This is a genomic window from Xanthomonas euroxanthea (genome assembly GCF_900476395.1).
Classification (GTDB): Bacteria; Pseudomonadota; Gammaproteobacteria; order Xanthomonadales; family Xanthomonadaceae; genus Xanthomonas; species Xanthomonas euroxanthea.
In genome coordinates, this window is record NZ_UIHB01000003.1 from 1 (window position 1) to 17646 (window position 17646).

The window sequence follows — 17646 nt, forward strand, 5'->3', positions numbered from 1 at the left end:
CTCACTGCGCAGCAGCTGCAGGGCTTCGACGCGGTGGTGCACCTGGCGGCGATCTCCAACGATGCGATGGGTAAGCGTTTCGAGCTGGTCACCGATGCGATCAACTGCCGCGCCAGCGTGGCGGTGGCGCAGGCGGCCGCGCAGGCCGGCGTGGGGCACTTCGTGTTCGCCTCCAGCTGCAGCGTGTACGGCGCCGCCGCCGATGGCACGCCACGGTCGGAAACCAGCGCCATCGCACCGCTGACGGCGTATGCGCATTCCAAGATCGATACCGAGCGTGCGCTCGCACAGCTGGACACCGACATGGTGATCACCTGCCTGCGCTTTGCCACCGCCTGCGGTGCCTCACCGCGTCTGCGGCTGGATCTGGTGCTCAACGATTTCGTCGCCGGCGCGGTGGCCAACGGCACCGTGGAGGTGTTGTCCGATGGCTCGCCCTGGCGGCCGTTGATCCATGTGCGCGACATGGCGCGCGCCATCGACTGGGCAGTGAGCCGTACACCCGCGGCCGGCGGGCAGTTCCTGTTCGTCAATGCCGGGTCGGAGCGATGGAACGTGCAGATCCGCGATCTGGCCCATGCAGTCGGCGTGGCGATTCCCAGTGCGCACGTTGCAATCTCCACCAGCGCGCCGACCGACAACCGCTCCTATCGCGTGGACTTCTCCCTGTTCGAACGCCTGGCGCCGGAACATCAGCCGCAGGAAACCCTGCGTTCGACCATCACCGAGCTGCGCGACGACCTGCAGCGCGCCGGGTTCAACGATGGCGACTTCCGCCAGCGGTCGGACTTCATTCGTCTGCGCATCCTGCAGCAGCTGGTCGACACGGGCGCCCTGGCACCGGATCTGAGGGTGGCGGCATGATCTTCCACCCCACCCCGCTGGCAGGCGCGTTCGTGATCGAGCCGCAGCAGCGTGGCGATGAACGCGGCTGGTTCGCACGCGTGTTCTGCACCCAGGAGATGGCGCAGGCCGGCCTGGTCGATCAGTTCGTGCAGGTCAACAACTCGTTCAATGCGCAGGCCGGCACCCTGCGCGGCATGCATTACCAACTGCCGCCCGCCGCCGAGGTCAAGATCGTGCGCTGCATCCGTGGTGCACTATGGGATGCGATCGTGGACCTGCGCCCGGATTCACGCACGTATCTGCAGTGGTACGGCATTGAATTGACTGCCGACAATCGCCTGGCCCTCTACGTGCCGCGCGGCTTTGCGCATGGCTTCATCACCCTGCAGCCGCAGACCGAGGCGTTGTATTTCGCCAGTGCGATGTACACGCCGCAGGCCGAGCGCGGCTTGCGCTGGAACGATCCGCGCCTGGGCGTGCAGTGGCCGCTCGAACCACAGCTGGTGTCCGACAAGGATGCCGCCTGGCCGGACTTCAACGAACACCAACACGGCATCCCCACCCTTGCCGGACTCACCCAGCGGGAGCGCGCATGAACATCGATCGTCTATTGCAGGCCCGTGCTGTCGAAGGCCGCCCATTGCGTGTCGGCCTGTACGGCGCCGGCTTCATGGCACGCGGCATCGTCAACCAGATCGCGCACTCGGTGCCGGGCATGCAGGTGTCGGCGATCTGCAACCGCAGCGTGGACAAGGCACTGGAGGCCTACCGCCAGGCCGGCCAGCACGCGCGCGTGGTGGATGGCGCCGGCGAGTTGAAGCGCCAGATCGCTGCCGGCATTCCTGCGGTGACCGACGACCCCGCACTGTTGTACGAATGCGATGGGCTGGATTGCCTGATCGATGCCACCGGGGCCATCGACTACGGCGCGCGCATCAGCCTGGGCGCCATCGCCCATGGCCGCCACATGGTCACGATGAATGCCGAACTCGACGGCACCGTCGGCCCGCTGCTCAAACGCAAGGCCGACGCGGCCGGGGTGATCTTCAGCGCCTGCGATGGCGACCAGCCCGGCGTGCAGATGAACCTGTACCGGTTCGTACGCTCGATCGGTCTGACGCCGCTGCTGTGCGGCAACATCAAGGGCCTGCAGGACCCGTATCGCACACCGGCCACACAGGCCGGTTTCGCCGCGAAGTGGGGCCAGGACCCGCATATGGTCACCAGTTTTGCCGACGGCACCAAGATCAGCTTCGAGCAGGCGATCGTGGCCAATGGCACCGGCATGTCGATCCTGCAGCGCGGCATGACCGGCCATGAGCATCGCGCACATGTCGACGAACTGACCCGGCGCTACGACATCGAGGCCCTGCGTGCGGTCGGCGGGGCGGTGGATTACGTGGTCGGCGCCCTGCCCTCGCCCGGCGTGTTCGTGCTGGCCAGCCACGACGATGCCAGGCAGCAGCATTACCTCAATCTCTACAAGCTCGGCGAAGGCCCGCTGTACAGCTTCTACACGCCGTACCACCTGTGCCACTTCGAGGTGCCGCTGTCGGTGGCGCGGGTGGTGCTGCTGGGCGATGCAGTGCTGCAACCCCTGGGCGCGCCGTTGGTGGAAGTGATTGCCACCGCCAAGCGCGACCTGGCCATCGGCGAAACCATCGACGGGCTCGGCGGCTACATGAGCTACGGCCAGTGTGAGCGCGCCGACGTCACCGCAAACGCAAGGCTGCTGCCGATGGGCGTGGCCGAAGGCTGTGTGCTCCGCCATGCGGTGCCCAAGGACCAGGTGCTGACCTACGACGATGTGCAGTTGCCGGCCAATCGCCTGATCGATCGCCTGCGTGCCGAGCAGGCCAGCGTCTTCGCCGACGCTGCGGAACTGGCTGCCTGAGCGCGCAGACAGCGGCCTGCGGCCGCGTGCCGATGCCGCAGCCGACGGCCGCGCTGCCTGCCCGTCCCACCATCGGCGTGCTGCAGGCCGGGCGTGCGCTGGCCGCCACGATGGTGGTGCTCAGCCACAGCGTGCTGCCCACCACGCACCTGGTGCAGCCGTTACCGGCATGGCTGGCCGCAGCGCTGGCGCACGGCTACCTGGGCGTGGATTTCTTCTTCGTGCTGTCGGGCTTCATCATCTACTACGTCAACCATGCCGGTGCGGGCACGCCGGGCTGGAGCCGCGATTACGCCGGCAGCCGTCTCAGCCGCATCTATCTGCCGTACTGGCCGGTGGGGATCGCGCTGGCGCTGGCCTATACGTTGCGGCCCAGCCTGGATGATGGCGACACCGGCTGGTCATGGCTTGCCACGCTGACCCTGCTGCCGGTCGGCGGGCAGTCCGCATTGGGCGTGGCGTGGACGCTGGGTTACGAGCTGGTGTTCTACGCACTGGCGTGGCTGTTCTTCCGCAGCGGGCATCCGCTGCGCTGCGCGCTGCTCTGGGCGAGCCTGACGCTGCTGCATGCCGCCGTTGGCGCGCCGTTCGCGCAGCCGGTGGAGCTGTCCTGGCGGGCGTTGCTGCTGCATCCCATCACGCTGGAATTCGTGTTCGGCATGCTGGCGGCACGCGCGGTCTTGAGCGCTGCACCGTGGATGGTGTGGGTCAGCCATGCAGTTGCGGTGGTCGCGTCCGCGTGCTTCGTGCTCGATGGCATGCAACGCGTGCATTCGCCGCTGTTCGGCCTGGCGATCGCCGGAGCAGTGGTCGGCCTAGTGCGCGCGGAGTGGCGTGGCTGGCTACGTATCGGCCCGGTGCTGCTGTTGCTCGGCAATGCGTCGTATGCGATCTACCTGGTGCACATGCCGCTGATGTCGCTGGTGGCACGCACCACGCGGCGGATGGGGCCGCTGGCCACCTGGCCGGTGAACCTGCTGCTCAGCGTGGGCGCCGCACTGCTGCTCGGCGTGCTCTATCACCTGTGCTACGAGCGCATCGCGTTGCGGCATGCGCGCCGCCTTCTGCGTTGAAACGTCACGATGCCGCCGCGCGTGGATTGGCGCTCGCGGCGGTCCGCAGATCGCGCTCAGCCCACTGCCTGCTCCAGCACCCTGCCGACGCGATCGTCGCACTGCGCTGCCGCCTCGGATAAGGCAGCGCCCACCAGCAGCAGGGTCGGCAAACCGGGCAGCATTGCCGCAGCGGTAATCCCCAGCTCGCCCAGCGTGGTGAGCCGGCGTTGCTGCTCGGGCCGGGTGGCGGCCTGCACGATGGCCGCCGGCGTGCTGGCCGGCAGATGCACCAGCAAGGCGCTGGCCAAGGCCTCGGCACGCCGCAGGCCCATGTAGATGCCCAGCGTCGTGCCGCTGGCGGCCAGTGCGCCCCAGTTCGGTTCGCCGTGATCGTGCGTATGCGCGGTGACGAAGGTGATGCCATGGCAATGGCTGCGATGGGTCAGCGACACCTCCAGCGCGGATGCCGCGGCGAATGCGGCACTGACGCCGTTGATGATCTGCACGCCCACACCGGCGCGGCGCAGGAAGCTGATCTCCTCGCCGGCGCGCCCGAACAGCAGCGCATCGCCGCCTTTGACGCGCACCACGCGCAAGCCCTGCAAGGCGTAGCGTCGCATCAGTCGGCAGATGAAATCCTGCGGCGTCGAGCGGCAACCGCCACGCTTGCCGACCCGGATCACCCGCGCCTGTGGCGCGAGGTCGACGATCTGCGGGTTGGCCAGATCGTCCAGCAGCACCACTTGCGCGGCCGCCAGCGCCTTGACCGCCTTGACGGTGAGCAGGTCCAGATCGCCGGGGCCGGCGGACAACAACACCACATCACGTACGCAGGAAGGAAGGACTGACATGAGAAGGTCTCGCAGGATGTGGAGGTCAGGAATGCCGCTCAGGCGTGCCGTGGTTGCCGGCACAGCCGGGTGAGTTGCGGGACACAGGAGCCGCAGACCGTGCCGCAGCCCAGGCGTTGCTTGAGCTGGGGCAGATCGGCACCGTCGTCGATGGCGGCATGGATCGCAGCAGTCGAGACCTGCATGCAGCTGCAGACGATCGGGTCGCTGGGCGCGCCCTGCGTCTGCGCAAATACCGCCAGCCGCGGACCACGCCACGGCAGGCCCGCCAATGCGGTGCGCAGTAATGCCTGGTTGGCCTCGCTGGGCTGCGCCGCGGTGAGCAGCAGGCCGTCGATATGGCTGTGGCCATCCTGCATGCGCCAGCCCACACGACGCATCAGCCCGCGGCGCAGGTCGCGGTACTCCAGCACGTCGGCGCCGGCCGGCAGCTGCAGTGCCGCAACCAGACGGTCGAGCCAGCCGGCATCCGGGGCGCGCTCGCAGGCCGCATGCAAAACTGCCCAGTGCCCGCCGGCCCCCGCCAGCGGCTCGGCATGCAGCCGCAGCGATGCATAGCCGCAATCGCGCAACAGCGGCTGCAGCGCCTGTTGCAGGGCCAGCGCATCGCCGCGCCGCGCCGCCAGCAGATGCCAGCCGAACACCGCCTTCTCCACCCGCACCGCCGCATGCTTGAGCTCGGGCTGCTGCGAGCGCGCGTCCACCGCCGGGCTGCTGACTTCGTTGATGCCGCCGCTGGACAGGTGCTGCCCGCTCCAATGCATCGCGGCGAACACGGTGCCCGAGCGCAGCTCGTCGGAGAGTTCCAGCGGCAGCACCAGCGCACCGCGCTTGCTGGCGATCTGCACCAGCTCGCCAGCGACCAGGCCGCGTCGCGTCGCATCGTCCGGATGCATGCGCAAGGCCGGTTCGGGGCTATGCGCAAACGCCGCCGGTACGCGTCCGCTGCGCGACATGCCATGCCATTGGTCGCGCAGCCGTCCGGTCAGCAGCCGCATCGGGAAACGTGCCGAGGTCGGCTCGGCCACCTTGCGATACGGCGTGGCGTGGAAGCGCGCGCGCCCGTTGCCGGTGGCGAACACGCCATCGGTATAGCGCCGTGCCTGCCCGTGTGCGGCGCCGGCAGGGAATGGCCACTGCTGCGGCCCGCCATCCAGCAGCGGGTAGTCCAGCCCGCCGATATCCAGGTCACGGCCCACCGTCAACGCGCGATGCTCGTCGAAGATCTGCGCGGCGCTGTCGAACCCGAACAGGCCTGCGCCGCTCGCTGGTGCAAGACGCGCCTCGAGCCGGCGCGCCACTTCACTGGCGATCCACCAGTCCGCGCGCGCCTGGCCCGGCGCGTCCACCGCCTTGCGCACGCGGGTGATGCGACGCTCGGAGTTGGTCACGCTGCCGTCCTTCTCGCCCCAGCTGGTGGCCGGCAACAGCACGTCCGCATATGGCACGGTGTCGGTGCCGGAGAACGCGTCCTGCACGATCACCAGCTCGGCCTGTTCCAGTGCGGCGCGAATGCCATCCACCTCCGGCATCGAATGCACGGGGTTGGTACACACGATCCACACCGCCTTCAGGCTGCCGGCACGCAGGCGCTCGAACAACTGCACGGCCGGTGTGCCGGCCGTGGCACTCAGCCGGCCGGCCGGCAGATGCCACAGGCGTTCCAGTTCCGCACGGTCCTCGGCATTGCCGATCTCGCGATGCGCCGCCAGCATCGTCGCCATGCCGCCGACCTCGCGCCCACCCATCGCATTGGGCTGGCCGGTCAGCGAAAACGGGCCCGCCCCCGGCTTGCCGATCTGCCCGGTCGCCAGATGCAGGTTGATCAGCGCCAGGTTCTTGTCGGTGCCCTGCGCGGACTGATTCAGGCCCATGCAGTACAGCGACAAGGCCGCCGGGCTGCGCCCGAACCACTCGGCCGCCTGCACCAGGTCCTCATGCGAGATACCGCAGATCTCGGCGCTCATGCGCGGGGTGTATTCGCGCAGCAGGTGCTTGAGTGCGTCGAAGTCCTCGGTATGGGCCGCAACGAAACGCGCATCCACCAGACCCTCCCAGATCAGGTGATGCAGCATGCCGTTGAACAGCGCAACGTCGGTTCCGGGCTCGATTGCCAGGTGCAGGTCGGCCATGGCCGCGGTGTCGGTGCGACGCGGGTCGATCACGATCCAGCGAATCCCGGGATTGCGCGCGCGTGCATCTTCCAGGCGGTGAAACAGCACCGGATGCGCATACGCCATGTTGCTGCCGGCAAACAGCACGGTCTGCGCCAGCTCCAGATCCTCGTAGCAGGTCGGCGGACCGTCGGCGCCCAGCGCGAGCTTGTAGGCGGTGACCGCGCTGGACATGCACAGGCGCGAATTGGTGTCGATGTTGTTGGTGCCGAGCAGGCCCTTGGCGAGCTTGTTGAAGATGTAATAGTCCTCGGTCAACAACTGGCCCGAGAGATAGAACGCCACCGCATCCGGGCCATGCTGCTCGATGATCGCCGCCAGCTTGCCGGTGACGTGGTCGAGCGCCTGATCCCAGCTCACTACCGCCCGCGGCGCCTGCCGATGACGACGCAGTTCGGGCGCGAGTACCCGCCCCTGGGTGCTGGCGACGGTCTGCGGCAAGGCCAGGCCCTTGCTGCACAAGCGGCCATGATTGGCCGGATGCAGCGGGTCGCCTTCGATCCCGACGATGCGTTCGCCAGTGGCATCGTGCTCGCTGTGGATCAGCACCCCGCAGCCCACGCCGCAGTAGCAGCAGGTCGAACGCGTGATGCGATGCATCGGCGAGGATGGCTGCGGCGGCACCGCCTCACCGGTCAAGGCTCGCTGCTGGCCGTCGCTCATGCGGCTGGCTCGGCGATGGCATCCGGCAGCGATACCGGCTGCAACACGATCCACACCGCATCGGCCTCCACCTTGACCGGGTAGCGCGGCGCGCAGCCCACATCCGGTGCACAGGCCTGGCCGCTCTGCAGGGCGATCGCCCAGCCGTGCAACGGGCAGGTCACCGTTTCGCCGGCCACGATGCCTTGCGACAACGGCCCGCCCTTGTGCGGGCAGCGGTCGCGCAACGCAAACACCTGGTCGCTGGCGGTGCGGAACAAGGCGATCGGTGCAATGCCGTCGACTTCGAGCACGCGCGCGCCCAATGCAGGCAGGTCCTGCAGCGCGCACACGCGGATCCAGGCGGTCTGCTGCATGTTCATTCCTCCACCGTCGCGGCCGGCGCGGCGATGCGCAGCGGTTGGTACTCCTGCCGACGTTCGCCGGCGATACGCGCCTTCCACGGGTCGACCAGGCCTTCCAGCGAATACAGCAGGCGCTCGTACAAGGCACGCCGGTTGGCCGCGTCGTCCACCACTTGTGCGCGGATGTAATCCAGCCCCACCCGTGCGATGTAGTGCACGGTGCGATCCAGGTAATACGCCTGCTCGCGATACAGCTGCAAAAACGCACCGGTGTATTCGCGCACGTCCTCGGCGGTGCTCACCTTGACCAGGAAGCGGGCCACCTCGGTCTTGATGCCGCCATTGCCACCGACGTGCAGCTCCCACCCCGAGTCCACCGCGATGATGCCGACATCCTTGATGCCGGATTCGGCGCAGTTGCGCGGGCAACCGGACACCGCCAGCTTCACCTTGTGCGGGCTCCACATATTGGCCAGCATGGTTTCCAGGTCGATGCCCATCTGCGTGCTGTTCTGGGTGCCGAAACGGCAGAACTCGCTGCCCACGCAGGTCTTCACCGTGCGGATCGACTTGCCGTAGGCGTGGCCGGAGGGCATGCCCAGATCGCGCCACACATCCACCAGGTCTTCCTTCCGGACCCCGAGCAGATCGATACGCTGGCCACCGGTCACCTTGACCATCGGCACGGCGTACTTGTCGGCGACATCGGCAATACGGCGCAGCTCGCCCGCATTGGTCACCCCGCCCTTCATCTGCGGAATCACCGAGAAGGTGCCGTCCTTCTGGATGTTGGCGTGCGCACGCTCGTTGATGAAGCGCGACTGCGGATCGTCGATGGCCTCGTGCGGCCAGCTCGACAACATGTAGTAGTTGATCGCCGGCCGGCAGGTCGCGCAACCATTGGGCGTGCGCCATTCCATGAAGGCGTAGGCCTGCGCATGGGTCAGCAACCTGTGCTCGCGAATGGCGCGACGCACCTCGCCATGGCTCAGATCGGTGCAGGCGCAGACGGCCTTGGTTTTCGGCGTTTCCTGGAAGTTGGAACCCAGGCAGTTCATCAGGATCTGCTCGACCAGCCCCGTGCACGAGCCGCAGGAACTGGCCGCCTTGGTGTGCTTCTTCACCTCATCGACGGTGAACAGCCCCTGCTCGCTGATGGCCTTGACAATCGTGCCCTTGCACACGCCGTTGCAGCCGCAGACCTCGTCGCTGTCGGCCATCGCACTGGCGCGGTCCTGCCCGCCGGTGCCGGCATCTCCGAGTGCGCTCTCGCCGAAGATCAACTGGTCGCGCTGCGCCTGGATCGGCGTGCCGTCCTTGAGCAGCTTGAAGTACCAGCCGCCATCGCTGGTGTCGCCGTACAGGCAGGCGCCGACCAGCACATCGTCGCGGATCACCAGCTTCTTGTAGACCCCGCCGGCCGGATCGGACAGCACGATCTCCTCGCAGCCATCGCCGCCCATGAAATCGCCGGCCGAAAACAGGTCGATCCCGGTGACCTTGAGCTTGGTCGAGGCCACCGAACCGCGGTAGATGCCGATGCCGAACTGCGCCAGGTGGTTCGCGCACACCTTGGCCTGCTCGAACAACGGTGCCACCAGGCCATACGCAATGCCACGGTGGTTTGCGCACTCGCCCACCGCATACACGCGCGGATCGAAGCTCTGCAGACTGTCGTTGACCACGATGCCGCGCGAGCAATGGATGCCGGCTTCCTCGGCCAGGCGCGTATTCGGGCGGATGCCCGCCGCCATCACCACCAGGTCGGCCGGGATCTCGCTGCCATCGGCAAACTTCACCCCGACCACCTCGCCCTGCGCATTGCCCAGCAAGGCACTGGTTGCGGTACTCAGCTTGAACTCCAGCCCGCGCGCGCGCAGCGCCTGCTGCAGCAGGTTGCCGGCCACCGGGTCGAGCTGGCGCTCCAGCAACCACCCGGCCAGATGCACCACGGTCACGTCCATCCCGCGCAGCTTCAAGCCATTGGCCGCTTCCAGGCCGAGCAGGCCGCCACCGATCACCACCGCATGCTGCTTGCTGCGCGCGGTCTCGATCATCGTGCGCGTGTCCTGGATATCGCGGTAGCCGATCACACCGTTCAAATCGTTGCCGGGGATCGGCAACACGAACGGCACCGAACCGGTGGCGATTAACAAGCGGTCGTAGTCGGCCTCTGTGCCATCGGCGGCGATCACGCGGCGACGCACCCGATCGATGCGCGTGACTTCCTTGTTCAAGTGCAACTGGATGCCGTTGTCCCGATACCACTGCAATGGATTGAGCACGATGTCGTCGAACTCCTGCTCGCCGGCCAGCACCGGCGACAGCAGGATGCGGTTGTAGTTGGGGTGCGGCTCGGCCCCGAACACGGTGATCTGGTACATGCCCGGCATCAGCTTGAGCAGTTCCTCCACGGTGCGGATGCCGGCCATGCCATTGCCGATGACGACGAGTCTGGGTTGCTTCATTGCCTGGTTTCCTGTCGACATGTCAGACCCGCGCCGCGCCGGCGCTGGACCATTCGCTACGCCACTGCGTCTTGACCCCGGCCAGCAACGCCCAACCACCGAGTGCGAACGCAGCGAACACCCACATGCCGATCGCGTAGCTGCCGGTGTGCTGCTTGAGCACGCCCAGGCCCGCAGCCAGCGCAAACCCGCCGATGCCGCCGGCCATGCCGATCAAGCCGGTCATCACGCCGATGTCCTGCGCAAACCGCTGCGGTACCAGCTGGAACACCGCGCCATTGCCGGCGCCCAGGCACAACAAGGTCAGCACGAACAAGGCCAGCGTCACCATCGCACCGCCCGCACCGACACCTGCGATGCCCACCAGCGCAGCCACCAGGAGATAGACGGTGAGCAAGGCACGCGTGCCACCAACGCGGTCCGCAATCACACCGCCCAACGGACGCATCACCGACCCCGCCAATACGCAGGCAGCCGTCGCCCAGCCCGCAGTGCGCGCATCGAAGCCGAACTGGTCGTGGAAGTAGCCCGGCAACGCGCTGGCAAACCCGGAGAAACCGCCAAAGGTCACCGAATAGAAAAACATGAAACGCCAGGCATCGCGGTTGCCCACCAGCACGCGGCCGTAGTCGGACCAGCGCTTGCGTGCGACCGGTGCAGGCGCCTCCTTCGCAATCAAGACAAACACGATCAGCGTCAGCAGCAACGGGATGCATGCCAGTCCGAATACATTCTGGTAACCGAACGCCAACGCCAGCATCGGTGCGAACAACGCCGCCAATACGGTGCCGGAATTGCCCGCACCGGCAATGCCCATCGCCGTGCCCTGATGCTCGGGCGGATACCAGCGCGAGGCCAGCGGCAGCGCAACCGCGAACGAGGCGCCGGCAATGCCGAGCAACACGCCCAGCAGCAACACCTGCCCCATGCTGTGCACGCCGAACTGCCAGGCACCAAACAACGACGCGATCACCGCAAGCTGTGCGGCAACGCCCGCACGCTTGGCGCCGATACGATCGGCCAGCATGCCCAGCGCCAGCCGCAACACGGCGCCGCACAGGATCGGCACCGCCACCATCAGGGCGCGCTGCTGCGTATCCAGTCCCAGCGATTGCGCAATCGGCACCTGCAGCGGACCGAGCAGATACCACACCATGAAGCTCAGGTCGAAATACAGGAAGGATGCGAACAAGGTGGGCGTGTGCCCGGATCGCCAGAACGAGCGCTGCATAGAGACCTCTTCGAATGCGATGGCCAAAAAAAAACGGCGCCCCTCCGGTAAAACCGGAAGGACGCCGTTGTCCTGGATGCGTGCGGATCGCCGTTGATCCGCTGCATCGTGTGTGTGTTGTTGCAGGTACGCCGTTGCACCTGCACGTGAGTGCCAAGCAATCAACGTGCCAACTTGCGCACCCGGGCATCATGCCGCTGCAAGTCACTGGAAAATGGTGGCTTTCTTGCAATGCCTGCAGTTCGCCAACGATCTGTCGAGGAACGGATGCAGCGTGCCGTTCCCGGCTTTCGTGCGCCGATGCACCAATAGCGTGCGTCGGTTGGTGCGCGCCCTGCCCCATCGCATGGCTAAGAGCGCCGAATACATCTGGTGCACTACAAGGGCGCGGTGTCCTTATTAGATGCAGTCAAATGTTCAGGTCAAAGCTTGGCTAGTCGAGGGCGCGATGCCCTCACCGCTTGCGGGACATGCCGTGAATCCATCCCTGGACGCTCGGTGGCGGCCTCCATGCCGCCACACGGTCCCGCAACCGGCGAGGACACCGCGCCAGACAGTTGGTCGGCGCTTAGTTGAAAAGCTGTCTGTATTGTGGCGTGCATCAGACATGGAGCCGATGCTTCATGATCGAACGAGGCGCATCCAGCACTGCTCTTGCCATGCACACCGACCCTCTCCACTGGCCCTTGCCCGCTCACCGTCGCGGGACCCTGAGCGGCATGGATGCCGCGCCGGAGCCTACAAGGACGTACTTGCGCGTGTCCCGCGATGGTGAGCGGGCAAGGGCCCTGCAACCAAGCGGCAGACCACATGCCTCGCGCCGTTGCCATTGCAGTTGCCGTTGTAATTTTTTGCCGCTGCTTCCGCTTCCGCCCGATCCAATGCATCCAGCCAATGCACTCCGGCCTGGCTAACCGCACGACCCTCATGTCAGCCACGCTCAGCGCGAATCGAACAACCGATTGCTGCGGTGATCGCCCTCCGGCACGGCCACGCCGATGCGTGCGGCCGCGCGCCGATAGCTGTCCAGTCGATGGATGTCGCGCAGCCGCGCGATGTCGTCTTCTTGGATGTCATGCCAACCCCAGCGTTGAAACTGGGTCAGGAACCACTCGCCGTCCGATAGCCATGGCATGTTGACCGCGCCATCGCGGTGAAAGGCCAGCGCCGTCCCATCGTTCGCATATGCCTTCGCATCGGCATCGGCCTCGGCATCCAGGCAGGCCGCCAGATGCGCAGCCGACACACCGATATGCTGCGGCTCGGCCAGCCACTGCGCACATTGCGCGCGATTTGCCGGGTCCGCATCCAGCCAGCGGCAGGCCTCCAGCACGCAGGCGGTCAGGCGTTCGGTCAACTCGGGTTGCAGCGCGGCGAATTCGCGCCGGCAGGCCAGCACTTTTTCCGGATGGCCAGCCCACAGCTCGCCACTGCGGATCACGCGTCGACCGCTGCCCTGCGCCTGCGCAACCGCCGCCCATGGCTCACCGGAGCAATAGCCATCGACCAGGCCACTGGCCAAGGCGTCCGGCATCTGCGGCGGCGGGATGCTGAGCACGTCCACTTCGCGCATCGGGTCCACGCCGCGTGCGGCCAGCCAGTAGTACAGCCATAACGCATGCGTGCCGGTGGGGAAGGTCTGCGCGAACACGGCGCGGCGACCCAGGCTGGCCAGCGCCTGTGGCAAGGTCTGCCCGTCGGCCAAGGCCTGTGCGAGCGCAGGTGCCAACGTGATCGCCTGGCCGTTGTGGTTGAGCGTCAGCAACAGCGCCATCGGGCACTGCGGCCCGGCAATGCCCAGGTCGATCGCATAGACCAGGCTGGCCAGGGTGTGCGCTGCATCGACCTCGCCCGCCAGCAGACGGTCGCGTACGCCGGCCCAGGACGCCTGCCGTTGCAAGTGCAACTGCAGCCCATGCACGTGATCCAGGCCCAGTCGTTGCGCCGCGACCAGGGGCGCGCAATCGATCAGCGGCATGTAGGCCACGCGCAGTACGGGGAGGTCGGCTTGGCTCATGTGGTCATCCCAGCAACTCGGCCATGGCCACGATGCGTCGCGCCACTTCGGCCAGTTTGACGCCCTGCTTCATCGCCTGCTGGCGCAGCGCCGCGTAGGCGTCGGCCTCGCTCAGGCCGCGTTTTTCCATCAACAGGCCCTTGGCGCGATCGATCAGCTTGCGGTCCTGCAGCGCCTGCTGCACATCGTCCAGGCGCTTGCGCATGCTGCTTTCCTGCGCAAACCGCGCAAGCGCCACCTGCACGATCGGCGCCAACCGCGCCGGCGCCAGGCCATCGACCACATAGGCAGTGACACCAGCGCCGACGGCCGCATGGATCAAGGCATCGTCGCCATCGCCGGAAAACATCACCACCGGGCGCGGCGCGTGGGCATGCAGCATCGACAGTTGCTCCAGGGTGTCGCGCGAGGGCGAGTCGACATCGATCACCACCACGTCCGGCTGCTGACTCTGTACCGCATGCAGCAAGGCACCGACCGATGCCACATCGTCGAGCACCGTGTAGCCGGCGCGCGTCAATGCCTGACGCAGTTCGCCGATCGGCTTTTCGGTATCGTTGACCAGCAGGACACGCATTGGCGGCAGCGAGGCGTGGACGTGGCCTGATGGTGCCATGCAACATGCCGTCGATGCGAGCCATCCTTTCGGAGTACGTCTGATGCCGTTGTTCCCGTTGTTCGCAAACCTGCAGGCGCGCGCCGTGCTGGTCATCGGCGGTGGCGAAGTCGCCACGCGCAAGGTGCTGGCGCTGCTCAAGGCCGGTGCGCACATCCGCCTGTACGCGCATGCGCTCTCGCCCGAACTGGCAGAGCTGATGCAGGCCGGCCGTTTCGAACAATTGGGCGGCCAGTTCGATCCCGCCTGGATCGATGACGTGTGGCTGGTGGTCGCCGCCACCGACGATGGCGCGTTGAATCAACGTGTCGCCGCTGCCGCCGGTGCGCGTCAGCGCCTGGTCAACGTGGTGGACGATGCGGAGCTGTCGACCTATCAGGTGCCGGCCATCGTGGACCGCGATCCGCTGGTCATCGCCATTTCCTCCGCCGGTGCCGCACCGATGCTGGCACGCCGCCTGCGCGAACGGCTTGAGCGCGAACTGGATGTCTCGGTCGGTCGCTTCGCCGGCCTGTTTGCGCGTCACCGCGAGCGCATCCGCAGCCAGTTCCCCGACATGAACCGGCGCCGGCGCTGGTTCGACCGCGTCATCGACGGCAACGTGCCGCTGCTGCTGCAGGCCGGCAACGACGACGCGGCCGAAAGCGCCTTCATCGCCGCACTGGACGATGCCGGCGCGGTGCCGGCACGTGGCAGCGTGCAACTGGTCGGCACCGGCCCGGGCGATCCCGGCCTGCTCACCCTCAAGGCGCTGCGCGCGATGAATCTGGCCGACGTCCTGCTGATCGGCGACGACATCCCCGAGGCAGTGCTGGAACTGGCAAGGCGTGATGCCTCACGCCGCGGCTTGCCGCACGATGCCGCGGCACAGCACGATGTCTTGCTGGAACTGGCCACCGAAGGCCTGCACGTGGTCGCATTGCGCAGCGGCGCCGGTTACAGCGATACCGATGCTGCCGCAATCCAGGCCGCGCTGCAGGCACGTGGCCTGGCGTGCGAGCGTGTGCCCGGCATTGCTGCGCGGCTTGAAGCCGGCGCATAAGCGGTGCGCGCGCGCGGCCACCGCCACCTCAGGCTTTCGGAAAGCGCTTGCGCGCACTGTCGCGCACATCGATATCGAAGGTCACCTGCAACGCCGTCTGTTCGGCGTGGCCAGCACCGGCATCGAAGCTGAAGCGCAGTCCCTCGCGGCTGGGCAATTGCCTTGCATGGTCCTCCAATGCATCGCGCGGCACCGACAACTGCCAATGGTCGGTGGCGCAGTTGCAGGCCGCGTGACCGCCGGTCAGGCTCACGCTGTGGCGCACCAGTCGCGCGCCCTGCCCGCTCGGCAAGCGGCTCAGATTCTCAACACTACGCCCGGCAAGCAACTCGGCCAATTCGGCTTCGTCGATGCGAAAGCGCAGCTGCTGACCTTCAATCTGGATTTTCATGGATGAGCTGACTCCACTGCTCGGGCGTATTGCAATTGACGAACGCGGCGCGTTCGCTGGCGGTGACAGCCACGCGATGGCACTGCAATGCGGTCTGCAGGGCGCGCAGTGAGCGTGACGGCCCGGCGCCGGCCATCAGCGCAGCGAGTGCCTCACGCACAGCGGCATCCAGGTACAGCCGCATCGGCAACATCTGGTCTTCGAAGGCAACGCAGCGCTGATGTGGCGGGGCCAGCAGCCGCTCCAGCAATGCCCTGGACAGCAGTGGCATGTCGACCGGGACCACCACCAGCGTCACTGCATCGGCCAGCCGATCGATGACGCTGGCCAGGCCGCCAAGCGGCCCCAGGTCCGGCTGCACGTCGGCAATCCCGGCATAGCCCGGGCGATCGCCGCTGATCACCACATCGCGCGCGCCGGCATCACGCAGCAAGGCCTGCATGTGCTCCAGCAATGGACGGCCGTGCCACTGCAGCAGCGCCTTGTCCTGCCCCATCCGAGAGGACCGGCCACCGGCCAGCACCACACCCGTCCAGGCAGGCGTGGCGCTCATGCCGCCTGCCCGCCGGCACCACATCGCGCCACGTGCCGGCGCACGCTCATGGCACAAGCGCCGGTGCGGCCGGCTGCAGATGGCCCAGCCCGAACACTTGCGCCGTCGTCGCGGGCGCGGCGCCCGCGTCCTGCGGTTCCAGCACTGCCCAGACATTGGCCTGCAGCAACGGCGCCACGCGGAACGACTCCTGCTGCGGCAGGATCTGCACGCAGAGCACGCCGGCAGCGCTGCAGGTCAAGCGTGCGCGCAGGTGCTGCCGCCAGAGTGGCCGTGCCTGCATCGGCGTCTCCAGCGCAACCTGCAAGCCGCGCTCGGCCGGCATGCCAAGCAAGCCGCGCAACGCCGGCTCGACGAAAAAACGCAGCCCGGCGGCGCTGGCCATTGGATTGCCCGGCAGGCCGACATACAGCACGCCGTCCTCGAAGCGCGCCAGCAACACCGGCTTGCCTGGCCGCACCGCAACCTTGTGGAACAGCACCGCCGCGCCATGCCGTGCCAAGGCATCCGGCACGAAATCGTAGCGACCGCGCGACACCGCGCCCGTGCTCAGAATCACATCGGCGCCCGCATTGCGCGCCTGCGCAAGCGCCGGATCGAAGCCGGCAGCGTCATCGCCCACCTGTCCATGCCACACGACTTCGGCACCGGCTGCACGCAGCTGGCTGAGCAGATAGCTGCTGGTGCCATCGCGGATCTGACCAGGCTGCAGCAGCTGCGCCGGATCGCCGACCAGTTCGCGGCCGGTCGCAATCAGGGCCACACGCGGACGCCGCACCACCTGCACACGCGCACACCCCAGCGCGGCCAACAGCATCAGGTGGGCGGCGCGCAGCACGGTGCCGGCCGCGATCACGCGATCGTGCAAAGCCACATCTTCTCCGCGTCGCCGAATGTGCTGGCCGGCGTGAAGATCGGTGCGCAGACGGATGCGGATGGGCCGTGGGCCATCATGCGCCAGCACGTCCACCTGCTCGATCGGCACCACTGCATCGGCACCCGCAGGCAAGCCGGCACCGGTCATGATTTCCCAAGCGTGGGCAGCCGCGATGCCATCGGCATCTTCACCTGCGGCAACGCTGCCGCCGATGACGTGTTCGCTGCCGGCGGTTGCACCGCGGCCGGCGGTGGACAACGCAAATCCATCCATCGCACTGTTGTCGAACACCGGCAGCTCGGCCGGACTCGACAAGGCCTGCGCAAGCACCCGTCCCTCGGCATCGGCACTGTCCACCCACTCGCCGGCAAGCACGGCGATCTGCTGGTGGACAATCGCAAGTGCGTCGGCGTAGCTGATCATGAGCAAGGCACGGTCGAGCGATGGATGACCTGGCTAGGATACCGGCCCCCGGCGCGGCCGGTACAGGTATGGCGGTTGCGGCATCGCTGCGTCCTGCTGCACGCACATGCCTGTCTGGCCGATGGCGCGCGTCGCTTGAAGCCGCTAGAACGCCATGCCCACATGGCACCTCGCACTATTGCACGCCGTTCCCCACGGTAG

General features: G+C 67.2%; 15 protein-coding genes. 5 read left to right on the top strand and 10 right to left on the bottom strand.

Annotated elements, in window-relative coordinates; all coding sequences use genetic code 11:
* The 4 genes from CPBF1521_RS11735 to CPBF1521_RS11750 form a co-directional block, all read left to right on the top strand.
* The coding region (locus CPBF1521_RS11735) for an NAD-dependent epimerase/dehydratase family protein (protein WP_147295455.1) at window positions 1-864 on the top strand (864 nt) is incomplete at its 5' end.
* Complete coding sequence (gene rfbC / locus CPBF1521_RS11740; RefSeq protein ID WP_104582634.1) at window positions 861-1442, top strand: dTDP-4-dehydrorhamnose 3,5-epimerase; 582 nt, start codon at window positions 861-863, stop codon at window positions 1440-1442. The genes CPBF1521_RS11735 and rfbC, both read left to right, overlap by 4 nt.
* The gene (locus CPBF1521_RS11745) at window positions 1439-2740 is read left to right on the top strand and encodes an NAD(P)H-dependent oxidoreductase (protein ID WP_115677137.1); all 1302 of its coding nucleotides are present in this window, start codon (window positions 1439-1441) and stop codon (window positions 2738-2740) included. Before rfbC ends, CPBF1521_RS11745 begins: the two co-directional genes overlap by 4 nt.
* A 32-nt stretch (window positions 2741-2772) precedes the next feature.
* Window positions 2773-3813, top strand: coding sequence for an acyltransferase family protein (locus CPBF1521_RS11750; RefSeq protein WP_115677138.1), 1041 nt, complete (start codon window positions 2773-2775; stop codon window positions 3811-3813).
* A gap of 56 nt (window positions 3814-3869) precedes the next feature.
* Here the strand turns inward: CPBF1521_RS11750 and cobA are convergent, their stop codons facing one another.
* From cobA to CPBF1521_RS11785, 7 genes are all read right to left on the bottom strand, one after another.
* A complete protein-coding gene (gene cobA, locus CPBF1521_RS11755) occupies window positions 3870-4616 on the bottom strand; it encodes a uroporphyrinogen-III C-methyltransferase (RefSeq protein ID WP_181901222.1) in 747 nt (248 codons plus the stop codon).
* Between the two features lie 68 nt (window positions 4617-4684).
* Complete coding sequence (locus CPBF1521_RS11760; RefSeq protein WP_181901212.1) at window positions 4685-7483, bottom strand: nitrate reductase; 2799 nt, start codon at window positions 7481-7483, stop codon at window positions 4685-4687.
* Entirely contained in the window at window positions 7480-7845 is a 366-nt protein-coding gene (gene nirD, locus CPBF1521_RS11765) for a nitrite reductase small subunit NirD (RefSeq protein WP_181901213.1), read from the bottom strand. The genes CPBF1521_RS11760 and nirD overlap by 4 nt, the downstream gene beginning before the upstream one ends.
* Window positions 7842-10259, bottom strand: coding sequence for a nitrite reductase large subunit NirB (gene nirB / locus CPBF1521_RS11770; protein ID WP_235858446.1), 2418 nt, complete (start codon window positions 10257-10259; stop codon window positions 7842-7844). The genes nirD and nirB overlap by 4 nt, the downstream gene beginning before the upstream one ends.
* 58 nt (window positions 10260-10317) lie before the next feature.
* Window positions 10318-11487, bottom strand: coding sequence for a nitrate/nitrite transporter (locus tag CPBF1521_RS11775; protein ID WP_180497010.1), 1170 nt, complete (start codon window positions 11485-11487; stop codon window positions 10318-10320).
* Between the two features lie 979 nt (window positions 11488-12466).
* Complete coding sequence (locus CPBF1521_RS11780; RefSeq protein WP_115677141.1) at window positions 12467-13543, bottom strand: CmpA/NrtA family ABC transporter substrate-binding protein; 1077 nt, start codon at window positions 13541-13543, stop codon at window positions 12467-12469.
* 4 nt (window positions 13544-13547) lie between these two features.
* Entirely contained in the window at window positions 13548-14120 is a 573-nt protein-coding gene (locus CPBF1521_RS11785; RefSeq protein ID WP_024940396.1) for an ANTAR domain-containing response regulator, read from the bottom strand.
* An 82-nt stretch (window positions 14121-14202) separates the two neighbouring features.
* On the opposite strand from CPBF1521_RS11785, the gene CPBF1521_RS11790 reads away from it, so the two are divergent.
* Window positions 14203-15201 (top strand): NAD(P)-dependent oxidoreductase, encoded by a 999-nt coding sequence (locus CPBF1521_RS11790; RefSeq protein ID WP_115677142.1) that lies wholly within the window; start codon window positions 14203-14205, stop codon window positions 15199-15201.
* 28 nt (window positions 15202-15229) lie between these two features.
* Here the strand turns inward: CPBF1521_RS11790 and CPBF1521_RS11795 are convergent, their stop codons facing one another.
* From CPBF1521_RS11795 to CPBF1521_RS11805, 3 genes are read right to left on the bottom strand one after another with little or no spacing between them, the layout of a single operon-like run.
* On the bottom strand, window positions 15230-15592 hold the full coding sequence (locus CPBF1521_RS11795) for a hypothetical protein (RefSeq protein WP_115677143.1): 363 nt from the start codon (window positions 15590-15592) through the stop codon (window positions 15230-15232).
* Window positions 15576-16145, bottom strand: a complete 570-nt coding sequence (locus CPBF1521_RS11800; RefSeq protein WP_115677144.1) for a molybdenum cofactor guanylyltransferase — start codon at window positions 16143-16145, stop codon at window positions 15576-15578. Before CPBF1521_RS11800 ends, CPBF1521_RS11795 begins: the two co-directional genes overlap by 17 nt.
* Window positions 16146-16191: 46 nt before the next feature.
* Window positions 16192-17445, bottom strand: coding sequence for a molybdopterin molybdotransferase MoeA (locus tag CPBF1521_RS11805; protein ID WP_115677145.1), 1254 nt, complete (start codon window positions 17443-17445; stop codon window positions 16192-16194).
* Between the last annotated feature and the right edge of the window lie 201 nt (window positions 17446-17646).